The following is a 16,683-nucleotide window of genomic DNA, read 5'->3' as shown; positions in this document are numbered from 1 at the left end:
ATCGGGAGGAGCCAAATGGGCACGTATATTCTCGGCCTCGATGCGGGCAACACCGTCATCAAGGCGATCATCTTCGACCTGTCGGGGCGCGAACTCGCGCTCGCCGCCCGTGACGGCCACTCCTGCATGCCGAAGCCAGGCCATGTCGAGCGCGACCTCGACGAGCTCTGGCGCAACGCGGTCGCCGTCATCGGCGAGTGCATCGACCAGGCCGGCATCGACCCAAGCGAGATCGTCGCCATCGGCTGCGCCGGGCATGGCAACGGCCTCTACGCGCTCGACCGTGACGGTGCACCGCTGGTCGGCATCCAGTCGCTCGACACGCGCGCTGTCGGCATCGTCGACGAATGGGCTCGACACGATGTCGGCGAGCGCACCTATGTCCATTGCCTGCAAAAGCCGTGGGCAGCACAGACGCCGACCCTGCTCGCCTGGATCAAGCGCCATGCGCCGGAGCTTTTCAGCCGCATCGGCACGGTGTTCCTGTGCAAGGATTTTGTCGTCAACCGGCTCACCGGCGCGCGCTCGACCGACACGTCAGACATGTCGGGCTGCGGCCTGCTGCAGATGCCCGGCCGCCGCTACGACCACGACCTGCTCGCCGCCTATGGCCTCGGCGACTGCATGGAGCTTTTGCCGCCGGTGCTGGAGTCGGCCGAGATCGCCGGCCACGTCACACCGGAGGTCGCGGCACTCACCGGCCTGCGCGCCGGCACGCCCGTCGTCGCCGGGCTGTTCGACGTCGTCGCCAGTGCCGTCGGCTCCGGCGTCACCCGCACCGGCGCGGCTTCGATCATCGCCGGCACCTGGAGCGTCAACCAGGTCATCACGGACGAACCGATCCGCGACCCCTCGATCTTCATGCTCTCGACCTTCGACCCCAGCCGCTATCTGGCGATCGAATCGAGCGCGACGTCGGCCGCGAATCTCGAATGGATCGTTCGCGAGTTCCTCGAACACGGACATGACGCCAGCGCCTCGCCGTTCGAACTGTGCAGCGAACTCGTCGCCTCGGTCGATCCCAACAGTGACATCCCGATCTACCACCCGTTCCTCTACGGCTCGCAGCAGAACGGCCACGCCCGCGCCGGCTTCTACGGCATCGCCGGCTGGCACACGCGCGCCCACATGCTGCGCGCTTTGTTCGAAGGCGTCGCCTTCGAGCACAGGCGCCACGTCGAAACCTTGCGCAAGGCGGGCGCGGTCTTCGACGAGGTCATATTGTCGGGCGGCGGCTCGCGCAGTGCCATCTGGCCGCAGATCTTCGCCGACGTGCTTGGCGTTCCCGTCACCGTGGCGCGCAGCCGCGAGACCGGTGCGCTCGGTGCGGCGATTGCGGCGGCTAGCGGCGTCGGCATCTTTGCAGACTACAGCGCCGGCGCGACCGCAATGACGGCGGCAGCCCGGCACTATACGCCTAATGGCGCGATTGCCCCTGTGTATTCCAGGCGCTATCGCCTGTATGGCGAGATCAACCAGGCGATGACGCCGATCTGGCAGCGCATCGCCCCCGAACAGGCATCCGGGCAGGCGCAATCGTGACCGAAGTTTCGTCCTCATTTGGTGACTACGACTACGTCATCGTCGGTGCCGGCTCCGCCGGCTGCGTGCTCGCCAACCGGCTGTCAGCCGATCCCAAAAACCGCGTGCTTTTGCTCGAAGCCGGCGGCTCCGACCGCTACCACTGGGTCAACATCCCGATCGGCTACCTCTACTGCATGGGCAACCCACGCACCGACTGGCTGATGAAGACCGAGCCGGAAGCCGGCCTCAACGGCCGCAGCCTCAACTATCCCCGCGGCAAGGTGCTGGGCGGCTGCTCGTCGATCAACGGCATGATCTACATGCGCGGCCAGGCCGCCGACTATGATGGCTGGCGCCAGGCCGGCAATGTCGGCTGGGGCTGGGACGACGTGCTGCCCTACTTCCTGAAGTCGGAGGATTATCATGGCGGCAACAGCGCCATGCATGGTGCGGGCGGCGAGTGGCGCATCGAAAAGCAGCGCCTGTCCTGGCCGATCCTCGACGCCTTCCGCGACGCCGCCGAAGAACTCGGCATACCGCGCACCGATGACTTCAACACCGGCACCAATGAAGGCTCCGGCTATTTCGAGGTCAACCAGAAGAGGGGCGCGCGCTGGAACACTTCCAAGGCATTCCTGCGCGGCATAACCGATCGCCAGAACCTGCGTGTAGTCACCGGTGCCGAGACCGAGCGGCTGACCTTCGACGGCCGTCGCATCACCGGCCTTGTCTTCCGCAAGGACGGGCAACTGCACCAGGTCAAGTCAGGCCAGACCATCCTCGCCGCCGGCGCCATCAATTCACCGAAGCTCCTCGAACTCTCCGGCGTCGGCCGCCCCGAGCTGCTCTCACGCCTCGGCATCGAAATCCGCCACGCCTTGCCGGGCGTCGGCGAAAACCTGCAGGACCATCTGCAGATCCGCACCGTGTTCAAGGTGACGGGTGCGGCCACGCTCAACCAGCGCTACCACAATCTGTTCAGCCGTGCGGCCATGGGTCTCGAATATGCGGTCAAGCGCAGCGGCCCGCTGTCGATGGCGCCGAGCCAGCTCGGCATCTTCGCCAAAAGCGATCCGCGCCTCGAAACGCCCGACCTCGAATATCATGTCCAGCCGCTCAGCACCGACCGGCTCGGCGAGCCGCTGCACCGCTATCCCGCGGTCACCGTGTCCGTCTGCAACCTGCGCCCGGAAAGCCGGGGAACCGTGCACATGGCATCAGCCGATCCCAGCGCGGCGACAAAGATCCAGCCGAACTACCTCTCCACCGACGGCGACCGCAACACCGCCGTCGCCTCGCTGCGCCATGTCCGCCGCCTGATGAAGGCCAAGGCCGTCGCGCGCTTTGCACCTGAGGAAATGCTGCCCGGCACGCAATACGACAGCGACGAAGACCTGCTCCGCAAGGCCGGCGACATCGGCACGACCATCTTCCACCCCGTCGGCACCTGCAAGATGGGCGCAGACAACATGGCCGTTGTCGACGACCGGCTGCGCGTGCACGGGCTCGAGGGGCTTCGGGTGGTCGACGCCTCGATCATGCCGACAATCGTCTCCGGCAACACCAATTCGCCTGTCATCATGATCGCCGAGCGGGCAGCCGAAATGATCCTCAGGGATCGCCGCACCTAGCCGGATCCAAAAAAATTCTGCGGAGGTAACGCTGCGGCCCTCGACCTTGATGGCAAAAAAGATGCCAAGGGGATTTGGGTAAAGGCCGTAACTGTCTTTACAGTCGATAGGCCGCACCGGGCCCGATCTACTCAACTGCACTCGGCCGTGCCTGGCATGTCGGATGGCACACTGATCTTAGACTTGCGCGATGGGTTGCAGCGCGGCGACCTTGGACGCATGTGCTACCGCGCGCCAGGTCGCCAAGGTGCCGCGCGCTTCTAGCGGCGTCGACATGCGCGTTCATGTTGACTACGCTACTCATGTATTGCTGCAGCCTGCCTGGCCCCGGCACGCAGCTTCAGCTTCCAAGGAGTGCCCCCCGTGAAGTCCCCTCATTTCGCATCTGCCAGCGCCGCCATGGTCGGTGAGCACGGTTTCGCTGCGCGTGCTCAACAGCCTCGACCCGCCCGACGCCGCCGTCCTCGGCAAGGCCCGTGTCTTCGAGGGCGCCGCCTAGCCGAATGGTCGCAATTCACACACCGCTGCCAACAAAAAGCCCCGCTGTTGCGGGGCTTTTGCGTTGTCGGGTGTTGTTGCGGCGATGGCGGTGCCTACGACCGTGGCTTTTCCTTCTTGGGATCGTAGTGGGCGAAAGGCACGATCCTGGCCGGCAGGCGCTTTTGCTGGCCGTCGAGCTTGCCGATCTCGACTTCGGTGCCAACATTGGCGTGGGTTGCGTCGACGCGGGCGAGCGCGATGTTTTTGCCCAGCACCGGCGAACGCATCGACGAGGTGACGATGCCGATCTGGGCGCGGCCGATATGGACGCAGTCGCCATGGCCGACAGCGACGTTGCTATCGATGTCGAGGCCGACAAGCTTGTGGATCGGGTTGTCCTTGCGCCTGATCAGCGCCTCGCGGCCGATGAAGTCGTCGGTCTTGGTCTTGAGCGGCACGGTGAAGCCGATGCCGGCTTCAAACGGGTCGGTCTGGTCGGAGAACTCGTAATTGGCAAAGATCAGCCCGGCCTCGATGCGCACCATGTCGAGCGCGGCAAAGCCCATCGGCTTGAGCCCATGCGGCTGGCCCGCTTCCCACACCGCGTCGAAGACCTTTTCGGCATCGCGCGGATGGCACCAGACCTCGTAGCCGAGTTCGCCGGTGTAGCCGGTGCGTGACACGACGACCGGCACGCCGGTGGCATCGCCGATGCGGCCGATGGTGAAGCGGAACCATTCGAGCTCCGACAGCGCCGGCTGGTGCGGCGGCGTCCAGACGATCTCTTTCAGGATGTCGCGGCTGTTGGGGCCCTGGACGGCGATGTTGTGCATCTGGTCGGTCGAGGAGCGCACCAGCACCTTGAGCCCGAGTTTCTCCGCCTGCTCGCGCAGCCAGACGCCGGAATAGTCGTCGCCGCAGATCCAGCGGAAATTGTCCTTGCCCAGCCTGAGCAAGGTGCCGTCGTCGATCATGCCGCCATGCTCGTAGCACATGGCGGTGTAGACGACCTGGCCGATACCGAGCTTCTTGACGTCGCGGGTCAGCGTGTACTGCAGCAGGGCTTCGGCATCCGGGCCGGTGACCTCGAACTTGCGCAGTGCGGAAAGATCCATCACCACCGCCTTTTGGCGGCAGGCCCAGTATTCCTCGATGGCGCCCTCCTTGGCGAATTCCTGCGGCAGCCAGAAGCCCTTGTATTCGATGAAGTTGCGGGTGTGCTTGGCAAAGCTTGAATGGAAGGCGGTCTCGCGGGTCATCTTGGCTTCAGCCTCCGGGGTCGTGCGTCGGGCGATCGCGCGCTGGAATGTGGTGTTGCCGGAATAGGTCCGGACGTGGATGTCGGTGAGGTTCCAGCCATTGGCCGGCGTGGTGTCGTCAGGGCAGGCCGAGGACACGCAGACGATGTCGGTCAACGCCCTGAGCAGCACATGGTCGCCCGGCCGCGACCAGGGTTCGTCGGAGAACATCACGCCATGCGCATCGATGCCGGTGTTGAAGAAGAAGTTGACCGCCATCCAGCCGGCGCGGGCATTGACGCCATGCGGGGTCAGCGCGCCGTTGAAATTCTCGGAACAGTTGATGTGGCCGGGATAACCGATGTCGTCGTAATATTTGGCGTAGCAGGCAAGCGCGAAAGCATCGTGGCGGCCGCAGGTGTCCTGCACGACCTCGACAAGCGGCTCGAAATCCTGATCGTAATATTTGGCATGCAGGCCGGGCATCGGATAGGCGTGGCCCATCAGCGAACGCGTCGCGGTAACGTCGAGGGCGAGGTCGCGGCCCTTGTCGAGCTTGCGCGCCGAAAAGCACTGGAAGTCGGTGCACTGGCGGCCGTCGACATCGATGATCTGGATGTAGTCGCCGGCCTTGACGAAATAGCTCTCCGCCGTCTTCGACCTGACCCTGAGATCGAGCACCGGATCGGCGAGCGGATCTGGCAGGTCGAAACCGACAGGGGCAGTACGCACCGTCGCGCGCCTGACCATCACCACAAGGGGTGTCGCCGTGTCATGGCTGTCGATCGCCATCGGCGCACCGGGCGCGGCAATGACCAAAGAACCGGCGCGGGCAACGGTGAAGCTTTCCTCAACACCGGCAGGCGTGCCGCCATCGAAGAAGCGCACGGCTTCCGCCCGTCCGAGATCGAGCTTGCGGCGGGCGAGGCCTGAGCGGAACTTCTGCAAGCTGTCGTCGCCGTCGACCAGCAGCGCCTTCAGTCCTGACGCATCGCTGTTCGAACGCGTGCCCAGAATACCCGGATCGGCCCGTCCCTGCGCATCGAACGCCACCAGCTCGCAAGCCTGGCCGCCTTCGAGATTGCGCACGCTCACCGTGTCGCCGGCCTCGACGTCAACAAGCACCGCACTGCGGCCCGGCACGTGGTAACGCTCCATCCCAGGCACAAGCAGCCCAGGCTGAAGGATCAGGCTCGGACGCGGGGGGCCGGCCGTCACGGCAGGGTATGCCTCAGCACTCATCACCATCACCGCCTCCTCGCAGCAATCCTGAGATCGTAAAGCTCAAGCTATCCCGTGGCTGTGAACCAGTCCGCCGAGATAAGTGAAAATCGCCATGCCAAATGTGAAAAGTTGTGACTGAAGCTACTGGACCTCGAAGGTCGGCTTGAACCAGGCTGGCGCAAGGCTGCGCTCGAGGTCGAGCGACTGCACGTTGGTCCGGTCGATCACCTCGACGGGTGGCCCGACATGGCGGTAGCGCAGCGTGCCTTCGATCGCCCGGATCGCCTGGTCGATGGCGATGCGGCCCTGCAGCGGCGGTGAGTCAGTAGGTGCTGCGACCACCTTGCCCCGGTTGATCTCGCGGAACGTGCCGTGGGTGAAATAGTCGGCCAGGATCTGGACATGGTTGGCGCGGCCTTGCGCCCTCAGGATGCTGACAGCCGCATCGGCGGTCGGCGCGCTGCCGACGATGTAGTCGATGTCGGGATTGGCTTCGAGCAGTTCCTCGATCAGCAAGAGCTGGATCTCGACACCGGTGTCGCCCCATTTGACGGCGGCGATGTTGGCCGAACTGTGCTCCAGCGCGCCCCGGAAGCCGGCCTCGACGAACTTGACCCAGCCCGCGCCCTTGGGCCCCGGAAACCAGGCGACGCTGACCGGCATCGAACCTGTCGGGTGCAGCCGCGCGAGATAGGCGCCGATCGACTGGCCCATCTCCTCCCACGAAACACCCGACTTGGCGGCAATGCCGGCGTCGTCGATGTCGTTGACCGCGGCAATCACCGGCATGCGCTTGGCAATTTCCCTGATCGTCGGCGTCAGGCCCTCATAGGACACGGTGCCGACGATCAGCGCATCGGCATTGGCGCTGCAGGTGCGGATCTGCTCGATCTGGCGCTCGAGATTGGGATAACCACCGGCCTCGACCACGGTCAGCTTGACGCCGGCCGAGCGCGCCTGCTCGACCATGCCGTAGTTGACGCTGACCCAGTACGAATCCTTGAGATGCGGGTAGGACGCGCAGATGCGCCACGGCTTTGCCGCCTTGGCGACCGGCTGGTAGTCGATGACGGTCGGCCGCCTGGAATAGTCGAAGGGCGGCTCCCAGGCATTGAGTTTCCAGCTGGTCACTGCCTCGGCCGCAACAGCGGAATGGCCGCTGCCGAGCGCCAGGCACGCAGCGGTCAGCAGGTTCAGGCACTGATGGCGGGTGCGGGAAATCATCGCCATACGCTAGACAGCTTCCGCTTGCTGCGCAAACCATGGTTATATGAGCCATGCTTCATAGGTTCGGCATCGGCGGGAGGCTGTTCCTCGCCTTCTTGTGCATCACTGCGCTCTCCCTGACATCCGGCATCGTCAGCTGGCTGATCCTGCGCAACATTGCCGATGCGCAGGCCGTGGTGAACGCCCAGGCGTTGCCGGCGGTCGCCGCCACCCAGCGCACGGCCGAGCTCAGCGCCAAGCTGATTGCCACCGCGCCCGCCCTTGCCGCCGTGCGCTCGCGCGACGAGCTTCAGGCCGAGCAGACGAAGCTCGCGGCACTGTCGCAGGAGATCGTCAAGTCGCTCGCCGAGGTTCAGAGGCTGTCGATCGACCCGGAACTCGTCCGGGCCTTTGCCGGCTCGGTCGAAAAGATGCTGGCCAACCTCAAGCAGAACAACGAGTTGGTGCGGCAGCGCCTCGACGAGGACAAGGCCTATCGCGACGGCGCCGAAGCGGCGGCAGCGGCCGCCCAGTCGATCCTGCTGTTGTCGGAAACCCTGATTTCCAATGCCTCCGCTGGCGCATCGGCGGTGACGGCAAGTCTCTACGGCCTGATCGGCGACCCGGGGAGCCGCGAGGATGCCTATGTGGCGCTCGACCGGCTGGTCGAGCACGACATCTACCTGATGGAGCGCATGTACGAGCTGCGCCACCGCAGCGCCCAGATCAGCCTGTTGATCAACCGGCTGAGCCGCGCCGAATCCAAAGCCGAGATCAACGAGATCAGCGGCATCTTCCAGGACCATGTGAAGGTCATCCGGCGGCGTATCCTCAGCATCGACGATCCGGTGCGGCGCAAACAGGGTATGGAGTTCTTCGGCGCCATCGAGGCGGCAGCCGGCGACGCGCCGGTGGCGGGCACCATCTTCGGGCGCCGCCAGCATGTCGTCGATCTCGCCGGCAGCCTCGACGCCATGGCGCAGGCCAACCGCGACCTGGCGGTGACGCAGAACCAGGTCGCCCGGAACATCCTCGACCGCTCCGACGAGTTCGCCAGGACGACGGCAGAACGTGCCGACAACGCCGTCCGCATCGGCGTCATCGTGCTTGTCGTCACGCTGCTCGGCGCCATCCTCGCCTCGGGCGCCATCGTCTGGTTTTATGTCGAGCGCAATCTCGTGCGACGTCTCAGCGGCCTGTCGCGCGCCATGCAGCGCCTGACGACGGGCGATCTCGACGTCACCGTCACCGACACCGGCGACGATGAGTTGCGCACCATGGCGGTCGCCGTCAACCAGTTCCGCGACGAGTCGCGCCGCCGGCTCGAACTGGAGCAGGAGCGCGAACGCATTACCGACGAGCTGCGTCGCCACCGCGAAGAACTGCAGCAACTCGTCGAGGAACAGACAGAGCAGATCAGGCTGGTCAACACGCGCCTGCGCCAGGAAGCGGTCGAGCACGACGAAGCCCGCGCCCGCGCCGAACAGGCAAACAGCGCCAAGTCGGCCTTCCTTGCCACGATGAGCCACGAAATCCGCACGCCGATGACCGGCATGCTGGGGATGATGCGGCTGCTCTCCGAGACAAGGCTCGGCCCAAAACAACGCGAGCACCTGTCGGTCGCGGCGAGTTCGGGCGAGGCGCTGCTCGGCATCCTCAACGCGATCCTCGACTATTCCAAGGTCGAGTCGGGCAATGTCGCAATCGACAAGGTCGATTTCGATCTCGGCAAGCTGGTCGGCGGCGTGGTTGCCTTCATGCGCCCGATGGCGACCGAAAAGGTGCTCGACCTCAGGCTCGAGCTCGACCGCAAGCTGGCGCCCGCCTTCAGCGCCGATGCCGGCAAGATCCGGCAGATCCTGTTCAACCTCGTCAGCAACGCGATCAAGTTCACCGAGCGCGGTCATGTTCTGGTCGACGTCAAGGTAACGGCCAACCGCAAGTATTTGCAGGCGCTGCGCCTCACCGTTTCGGACACGGGCATCGGCATTTCGCCCGAGCGGCAGCAGGACGTCTTCCAGCCCTTCACCCAGATGGACGCCTCGATCACCCGCCGTTTCGGCGGCACCGGCCTGGGTCTCGCCATCAGCCGCGAGTTTGCCCGCCTGATCGGCGCCGAGCTGGGCGTCGCCTCGCAACCGGGTAGCGGCAGCGTGTTCACGCTCGAGATGACGCTCCCCAAGGCGAAGGCCGCAGGCCTGTCGGCCGACAAGCACCACCGCGTCCGCGCCACCACCTTGGCCCCTTGCAGGATACTGGTGGTCGAGGACGACGATGCCACGCGGCTTGTGTCGACCACGGTTTTGTCCAATGCCGGTCATGACGTGAAGGCGGTGAGTTCAGGCTATCTCGCGCTCGAAGCGATCGGCACGTTCAGGCCCGACGTCGTCGTCATGGATGTCAGCCTGCCCGGCATCGACGGCATCGAGACGATGAACCGTATCCGCAAGCAGCTTTCGGCGCCCGACCTGCCTGTAGTTGCGATGTCGGCGCATGTGTTCAAGACCGATGTCGAACGCTACCTCGATGCCGGCGTCGATGCATTTGTCGCCAAGCCGATCGTCCACGAGCAACTGCTCGATGCCGTCGCTGCACTCTCGGGCCGCGCCATCCACGGCCAGACAGTTGCGGCACTCGACGTCAGCGCCTGCCAGGACGATGTCGAGGCACTGGGCTCGGACACGGTTCGGCGGCTGCACCGGATCGCGCATGACAGCATGCCCAGGCGCTTCCAGTCGATGCACGACGCCCTGAAAGCGGACGCTCGCGAAGCCTTGCGCGATCTCGCCCACGCCACCCGCAGCACCGCCGGTTCGCTGGGCTTTCCACGCCTGTTGAAAGCTGCGGAAGCGCTCGAAGTTGCGGCGGCGCAAGCGCCGGCGAGCGAATTGCAAAAGATCGTCAACGCCTGCGAGGCAGCCTTCGCCGAGGGCTCGCGGCAATGGGAGGAAATGCTGGAAAAGGCTGCCGATCCAGCCCATTCGGCTTAGCGACCGCCGTCAGAAGCCTGAAGCCCCACGCGCCGGCTGGTTGGCATCCGGCGCGAAGAAATAGCCCTCGCCATGGGCAGTGACGATGATGCGCGGGGTGCGTGGATTGTCGTTCAGCTTCTGCCGCAAGCGCCTGACCAGCACATCCACCGTGCGGTCGCTGGCATCCCATTCGCGCCTTGAAATCTCATGCAACAGCCGCTCGCGCGACAGCACCTGGCCGGGGTTGGCGGTCAGCACCGACAACAGCTTGAACTCGGCGCCGGTCAGCTCGACGAACGTGCCGTCGGCTGCCTGCAGCGTGCGGCGCGCCACTTCGAGCGTCCAGCCGTAGAACTGGCGCGCGCCCGAGGCCACGATCGGCTGCCGGCCCTTGCCGACGCGGCGCAGCAGGCCTTTTACGCGGGCAAGCAACTCGCGATGCTCCACCGGCTTGGTGACATAGTCGTCGGCGCCGATTTCGAGCCCGACGATCCGGTCCACGGTATCGGTCCTTCCAGTGACCAGGATGATACCGACGTCGGAGCGCTCGCGCTGTTCGCGGGTCAGCTTGAGCCCGTCCTCCCCGGGCAGGTTGATGTCGATCATCAAGAGGTCGGCCGGGTGCCTGCCCATGATGGCACGCATCTGCTCGCCGTCCCCGGCCTCGCTGACCTTGTATCCCTCGGCCAGGAAATACCCCGCGAGTTTGGCTCGCGTAACCGGGTCGTCCTCGACGATCACGATGTGATGTTGAACCCGCATGCCATCTTATCCTCCCGCCTATATTAACATCTTTTCACAATTCGGACCACGACTTTTACACCCCGCCCGACACCGGTTCACTTCTCCCGGCTATCTTTGCAGGGCTGGAGCGGAAAAAGCACAGGCCCATAGAGGCCACATCCGAAACTCCACGGGAACGATCGCAACACAAAACAATGGGAGCTTCAATGAGCAAGTTCACGAAGTCCGCATCCATGGCCACGATCATGGCTTTCGCGGCCGGTACGGCTTTCGCCGAGGATTCCACCGACGTCATCAAGATCCCGACGCACAACTGGTCGAGCCAGATCGTCGGCGCGCATATCGTCGGCAAGCTGCTCGAGAAGGGCGGCGCCAAGGTCGAATACGTCTCCGCTGACAGCCAGGTCGTCTACACGGCACTGTGCGAAGGCGACGTCAGCCTCGTGCATGAAGTCTGGGAAGGCGCCTTCGGCGTCGCGTTCCAGAAGGTGGTCAAGGAGGGCTGCGTCGTCGATGCCGCCACCCATGACGCCAAGACCCGCGAGGAATGGTGGTATCCGACCTATGTCGAGGAAGCCTGCCCCGGCCTGCCTGCTTGGGAAGCGCTGAACGCCTGCGCCGACAAGTTCGCAACGGCGGAAACCGCGCCCAAGGGCCGTTTCCTCGGCGGCCCGGTCGACTGGCTCAAGCATGACTCCGAGCGTGTCGAAGCGCTCGGCATGAACTTCGAGGTCGTCAATGCCGGTTCATCCGCGGCGTTGTGGGCCGAACTCGAATCCGCATTCAAGCGCAAGGAGCCCATCGTCCTGTTCAACTGGACGCCGAATTTCGTCGAGGCGCTGTACGACGGCAAGTTCGTCGAGTTCCCGGCCTTCGACCCCCAGTGCAAGGACGATCCAGCCTGGGGCTCGAACAAAGAGCTGACCTATGACTGCGGCAACCCGAAGGACGGCTATCTCAAGATCGCCGCCTGGAAGGAATTCCCCACCAAGTGGCCCAAGGCCTACGCCATCCTGCAGAAGATCAACTTCTCCAACATGGACATCGCGGTCCAGGCCAAGCTCGCCGACATCGACAACATGGAGCCCGACCAGGCCGCCGACAAATGGCTGGCCGACAATGAAGGGCGCTGGAAGACCTGGCTCGGTTCCGCCAGCTAACCGCTCCATCCATACGTCCTGTCATGGCACCGTGACGCCCGCTCATGCGGGCGCCACCTTGCCGCGCTTACCCATCGGCCCCCTTGGCGAGAGGCAGACATGTCCGAACCCAAAATCGCATGCCGCAACCTTTGGAAGCTCTACGGTTCCGATCCGGCCGGTTTCCTCAAACGCCAGGGCGGTTCGCCCTCCATCGAAACCATCCGCGCCGAAGGCTATATTCCGGCTGTCCGAGACGTCTCGTTTGAGGTCATGCCGGGCGAGATCCTCGTCGTCATGGGGCTCTCCGGCTCCGGCAAGTCGACGCTGTTGCGTTGCCTGGCAAGGTTGATCGAACCGACATCGGGCGAGGTCATGTTCGAAGGCCGCGACATCCTCGCGGCTACCGAGCGCGAGCTGATCGACCTCAGGCGCCACAAGATGGGCATGGTGTTCCAGCACTTCGCCTTGCTGCCGCACCGCACGGTGCTCGACAATGTCGCCTTCCCGCTCCAGGTTCGCGGCACCGACCGCCAGAAGCGCGAGGCGCGCGCCCGCGAAGTGATCGAGCTCGTCGGTCTCAAGGGCCGCGAGGGCTACTATCCGCGCGAGCTCTCCGGCGGCCAGCAGCAGCGCGTCGGCATCGCCCGCTCGCTCGCCGTCGGCCCCGACGTCTGGTTCCTCGACGAGCCGTTCTCGGCGCTCGACCCGCTGATCCGCCGCGAGATGCAGGACGAGTTCCTGCGCCTGCAGCAGGTGCTCAACAAGACGATCGTCTTCATCACCCACGACTTCGACGAGGCGATCCGCGTCGCCGACCGCATCGCCATCATGAAGGACGGCGTCGTCGAACAGCTCGGCACCGCCGAAGAACTGGTCACCTGCCCGGCCACCCCTTATGTCGCCGAATTCACCCGCAACGTTTCCCACGACCGGCTGCTGTCGGTGCGATCAGTCATGGCGCCCGCATCCTCGCGCGCCCCCGACGCCGCAGCGGTACATGCACAGGCGCTGCTGGCCACCGTCGCCCGACAGGTACTGTCATCGGAGCGCCCGGTCGACGTGATCGACGACGGCGGCGCGCTCGTCGGCACGCTCAGCCGCGCCAGCCTGATCGACGCGCTCTATGGCAAGGAACAGTGCGCATGAGTGCCGCGACGCTGATCCGACCGGAAGAGATGGAGACGCAGAAGCCGCTGGCTTCGATGACCAAGCCGCTGCTCGTCATAATGCCATTCGCCATCCTGCTGCTCGCCGCCTCGCTGCTTCCAGACTGGGCGGTGCAGGTGCCCAAAGGCTGGACGATCCCCTTCGTCGACTGGGCGAACACTGTCGTCGACCACCTGCGCGACGACGCGATCTTCGGCCTGTTTTCGTTCCGCGACCTGACGCGCGGAATTGCCGAGCTGATCACCTGGCCGCTGGCCTTCGTCGAGGGCCTGCTCGTCGCCGGCTTTCCCAAGCTCGGCGTCGCTGCGATGCCATGGGTGATGACGACCGGTCTGTCGGGCGTGCTCGGCTGGTATCTCAAGGACTGGCGGCTCGGCCTTCTCGCTGCCGGATGCGTCGCCTATATGGCGATCTTCGGCAAATGGGAACTGTCGATGATCACCTTGTCGGTGGTGCTGGTCGCCGCCCCCATCGCCGGTCTCATCGGTTTCGGCATCGGCATTCTCGCAGTCAAGAAGCAGTGGTTCGAAGCGCTCGTCGTGCCGCTGCTCAACGTGCTGCAGTCGCTGCCGCATTTTTCCTACCTGATCCCGATCGCCGTGTTCATCGGCGTCGGCCACAAGGCGGGCACCATCGCCACCGTCATCTTCGCCATACCGCCGATGGCGCGGCTGACAATCCTCGGCCTCAAGGGCGTTGCCGAAGAGGTGCGCGAGGCCGGCAAGATGGCTGGCTGCACCCGCTTCCAGACCTTGTGGATGGTCGAGATCCCCTCGGCGCGCCAGCCGCTGCTCGTCGGCGTCAACCAGGTCATCATGCAGTGCCTGGCGATGGTGGTCATCGCCTCCTTCGTCGGCGCCCGCGGCCTCGGCCATGACCTGTTGTTCCGGCTGCAGGCGCTGAAGATCGGCCAGGCGCTGGAGAGCGGCGTGGCGATCGTTCTGATGGCAATCACACTCGACCAGTTGAGCCGCGCCGCCGCGCACAAGGAGCCCTCGCATGTCGCGCCCGACGCTACCTTGATCGAGCGCTTCCCGTTCCTCGCCGCATCGCTGGCCGTCGTTGCCGCTTCGCTGCTGCTGGCCGCGATCACGCCTTACGCCCAGGCCTGGCCTTCGGAGTTCGCCATCAGCACGGCCCCCTTCTGGGACGCACTCGTCGACTGGGTCACGCTCACGCTCTACGACCCGCTGCAATATCTGCGCAACGCCATGCTGCTCTATGTGCTGATCCCCATCCGCGACCTGTTCCAGTCGATCCCGTGGACGGCGATGGTCGCACTTGTCGCTGCCGCCGGCTGGTCGCTCGGCGGCTTGCGGCTCGCGCTCACCGTCTCCGGCTTTGTCCTGTTCATCGCCTTCGCCGGCTACTGGGAGCGCTCGCTCATCACCGCCTATATGGTGACAGTCGCCGTGCTGCTATGCATCATGATCGGCCTGCCGATCGGCATCTGGGCCTCGCGCAACGAGCGCCGCACCGGCATCGTCAAGCTGCTGTGCGACACCTTCCAGACCTTCCCGTCCTTCATCTACCTGATCCCTGTCATCATGCTGTTCAAGGTCGGCGACGTCGCGGCCATTTCGGCGATCATCATCTATGCAATGATCCCGATCGTGCGCTACACCATCTTCGGCCTGCGCAACGTGCCCCAGGAGATCGTCGAAGCCGGCATTACCTCGGGCTGCACCAGACGGCAGCTTTTGTGGAACATCCGCATGTCGCTTGCCTTCCCCGAGATCATGCTCGGCATCAACCAGACGATCATGTTCGCGCTGTTCATGGTCATCATCGCGGCCTTCATCGGCACCAAGGACATCGGCCAGGAGATCTTCAGGGCACTGACCTTCAACGACGCCGGCAAGGGACTGGTGCTCGGCCTCTGCGTCGCCTTCATGGGCCTGACCGCCGACCAGCTGATCACCGCATGGGCGACGAAGCGCAAGCAGCGGCTCGGGATCGCCGCCTGACCGACCGACAGCCCGACCGGCCATGGCGAGGCAGGAGGAACTTGCGTCCGGCGCCGGCGGAAGCGTGCTTCTCGCCGGCAGCCAACCCCGTCAGGTCGGATCAGAACTTATAGTTCAAGCCGACCTTGAAGTTCGAAAGGGTGAGGTCGTAGGTATCGCCGTCGAACTCCTGCTCGCCAAGTCCGTAATAGGCGTACTCACCGAAAACCGACCATTTGGTATCGAGTTTCACAGCGACGCCGGCGCCAACCGTGTATCCGGTGTAGGTGGGATCGGCGGATCCTCCCGGCCACTTTACTGTCGTGTCCGCCATGGCGAGACCGGCCAGGCCGTAGAGCAACACGCTGTCCAAGGCGATACCGCCACGAGCGGTCAGGCTGGCCAGCCAGTTGACCTCCATGGAGATGTTGGGAAATGGCCCGAAGCCGAAGTCGTAGTTGCCGCTCAGGCCAGCCCGGGAGACATCGCCCTGCACACCGAGCACAAAGTTACCGAACTGCGCCAGAGCGCCGATCTGGCCACCGGCGAGCAAGCCGTCAAGCTCGAAGCCTGCCTCAAAACCAGGAACGAATTGGTCCCCTGCCACCGCAGCACCGTCAGCGAAACCGGCATGCAGGCCAGCGTAGATCCCACTCCAGTCCGTCGCGCCATCATACGCTGGGGCAGCCTCGGTAGTCCCGTTTTCCGCCCGCGCCGTCCCCACACTCATCGCAATGAACACAGTGCTCATCAAAAGGGCAAAATGTATCTTCAAGGGTCAATATCCTCCAATATATATCGCTTCAATTTCAATACATGTCGCTTCAGTAGCGTCGCCTGACAAGCGCCGCCGCCATCGCAAAAGTGCAGACAGTGTGCTGGATAGTCAGCACCTTTTTGTTCCGGCATGTCAACCAAGCAAAGCGATGTTTCCCAGTTGATCGAAATCATGGCCGCGCCACAATCCCGTTGACGGTTCTCCGCGCGATCTGGAGCAGTACGTCTCGTACCATCCGGCACTACACGATCAAGGAAGCCTACGAAGTTCGATCCGACGGCCGCCCGCTTCATTCTGACACCTGGCGCAAAGCGCGGCGAGATCGCGGCTATGCTGTATGGGGAACTGCGCGCGATCCTGGACTGGACTGAGCGGCAGGCCGTTGGACCCGCAAACAAAAAGCACTCCCGGAGCAAGGCTCACGGGAGTGTCGTTAGCTCTGGTTCTGGAGACAGGCTTTGGCTTTTTTGTCGCGCCTTGTCTGCTTGTGCCTTTGTTGCGGGGTGTTGCTGCGGTTTCGGCTCGGCCGTTTCCAGGCTGCAAATAGCAAAAAGGCCCGCTTGGGGCGGGCCTTTTAAGTTGGTTGCGGGGACACGCAACTACCGATTCCGACATTTGCTTCAGATCGCAG

General features: G+C 64.4%; 11 protein-coding genes. 6 read left to right on the top strand and 5 right to left on the bottom strand.

Features of this window, described 5'->3' with window-relative positions:
• Nucleotides 1-15 precede the first annotated feature (15 nt).
• Entirely contained in the window at nucleotides 16-1,542 is a 1,527-nt protein-coding gene (locus J1C56_RS29495; protein WP_214393500.1) for an FGGY-family carbohydrate kinase, read from the top strand.
• Nucleotides 1,539-3,155 (top strand): GMC family oxidoreductase, encoded by a 1,617-nt coding sequence (locus tag J1C56_RS29490; protein WP_214393499.1) that lies wholly within the window; start codon nucleotides 1,539-1,541, stop codon nucleotides 3,153-3,155. Before J1C56_RS29495 ends, J1C56_RS29490 begins: the two co-directional genes overlap by 4 nt.
• Before the next feature lie 593 nt (nucleotides 3,156-3,748).
• Here the strand turns inward: J1C56_RS29490 and J1C56_RS29485 are convergent.
• Together J1C56_RS29485 and torT are read right to left on the bottom strand one after the other, a co-directional pair.
• Nucleotides 3,749-6,115 carry a trimethylamine N-oxide demethylase gene (locus J1C56_RS29485; RefSeq protein WP_214393498.1) on the bottom strand — a complete coding sequence of 789 codons (2,367 nt, stop codon included), beginning with the start codon at nucleotides 6,113-6,115 and terminating at the stop codon, nucleotides 3,749-3,751.
• 123 nt (nucleotides 6,116-6,238) lie between these two features.
• Nucleotides 6,239-7,327, bottom strand: a complete 1,089-nt coding sequence (gene torT, locus J1C56_RS29480; RefSeq protein ID WP_246592136.1) for a TMAO reductase system periplasmic protein TorT — start codon at nucleotides 7,325-7,327, stop codon at nucleotides 6,239-6,241.
• A 47-nt stretch (nucleotides 7,328-7,374) separates the two neighbouring features.
• Between torT and torS the strand changes: the two genes are divergently transcribed.
• Entirely contained in the window at nucleotides 7,375-10,293 is a 2,919-nt protein-coding gene (torS, locus tag J1C56_RS29475) for a TMAO reductase system sensor histidine kinase/response regulator TorS (protein ID WP_214393497.1), read from the top strand.
• Nucleotides 10,294-10,302: 9 nt separating this feature from the next.
• On the opposite strand, the gene torR is transcribed toward torS, so the two are convergent.
• Entirely contained in the window at nucleotides 10,303-11,037 is a 735-nt protein-coding gene (gene torR, locus J1C56_RS29470) for a two-component system response regulator TorR (protein WP_214393496.1), read from the bottom strand.
• A 188-nt stretch (nucleotides 11,038-11,225) separates the two neighbouring features.
• On the opposite strand from torR, the gene J1C56_RS29465 reads away from it, so the two are divergent.
• From J1C56_RS29465 to J1C56_RS29455, 3 genes are all read left to right on the top strand, one after another.
• Nucleotides 11,226-12,179, top strand: a complete 954-nt coding sequence (locus tag J1C56_RS29465) for an ABC transporter substrate-binding protein (RefSeq protein WP_246592135.1) — start codon at nucleotides 11,226-11,228, stop codon at nucleotides 12,177-12,179.
• 99 nt (nucleotides 12,180-12,278) lie between these two features.
• Nucleotides 12,279-13,307 carry a quaternary amine ABC transporter ATP-binding protein gene (locus J1C56_RS29460; RefSeq protein WP_214393495.1) on the top strand — a complete coding sequence of 343 codons (1,029 nt, stop codon included), beginning with the start codon at nucleotides 12,279-12,281 and terminating at the stop codon, nucleotides 13,305-13,307.
• Nucleotides 13,304-15,295 carry an ABC transporter permease gene (locus J1C56_RS29455; RefSeq protein WP_214393494.1) on the top strand — a complete coding sequence of 664 codons (1,992 nt, stop codon included), beginning with the start codon at nucleotides 13,304-13,306 and terminating at the stop codon, nucleotides 15,293-15,295. Before J1C56_RS29460 ends, J1C56_RS29455 begins: the two co-directional genes overlap by 4 nt.
• A 100-nt stretch (nucleotides 15,296-15,395) precedes the next feature.
• Here J1C56_RS29455 and J1C56_RS29450 read toward each other — a convergent pair whose 3' ends face one another.
• Together J1C56_RS29450 and J1C56_RS29445 are read right to left on the bottom strand one after the other, a co-directional pair.
• Complete coding sequence (locus tag J1C56_RS29450) at nucleotides 15,396-16,049, bottom strand: outer membrane protein (protein ID WP_214393493.1); 654 nt, start codon at nucleotides 16,047-16,049, stop codon at nucleotides 15,396-15,398.
• Complete coding sequence (locus J1C56_RS29445) at nucleotides 16,046-16,225, bottom strand: hypothetical protein (RefSeq protein WP_214393492.1); 180 nt, start codon at nucleotides 16,223-16,225, stop codon at nucleotides 16,046-16,048. The genes J1C56_RS29450 and J1C56_RS29445 overlap by 4 nt, the downstream gene beginning before the upstream one ends.
• Nucleotides 16,226-16,683 lie beyond the last annotated feature (458 nt).

It is taken from the genome of Aminobacter anthyllidis, from assembly GCF_018555685.1.
Taxonomy (GTDB): Bacteria; Pseudomonadota; Alphaproteobacteria; order Rhizobiales; family Rhizobiaceae; genus Aminobacter; species Aminobacter anthyllidis.
This window is presented reverse-complemented; position numbering and strand designations above follow the sequence as displayed.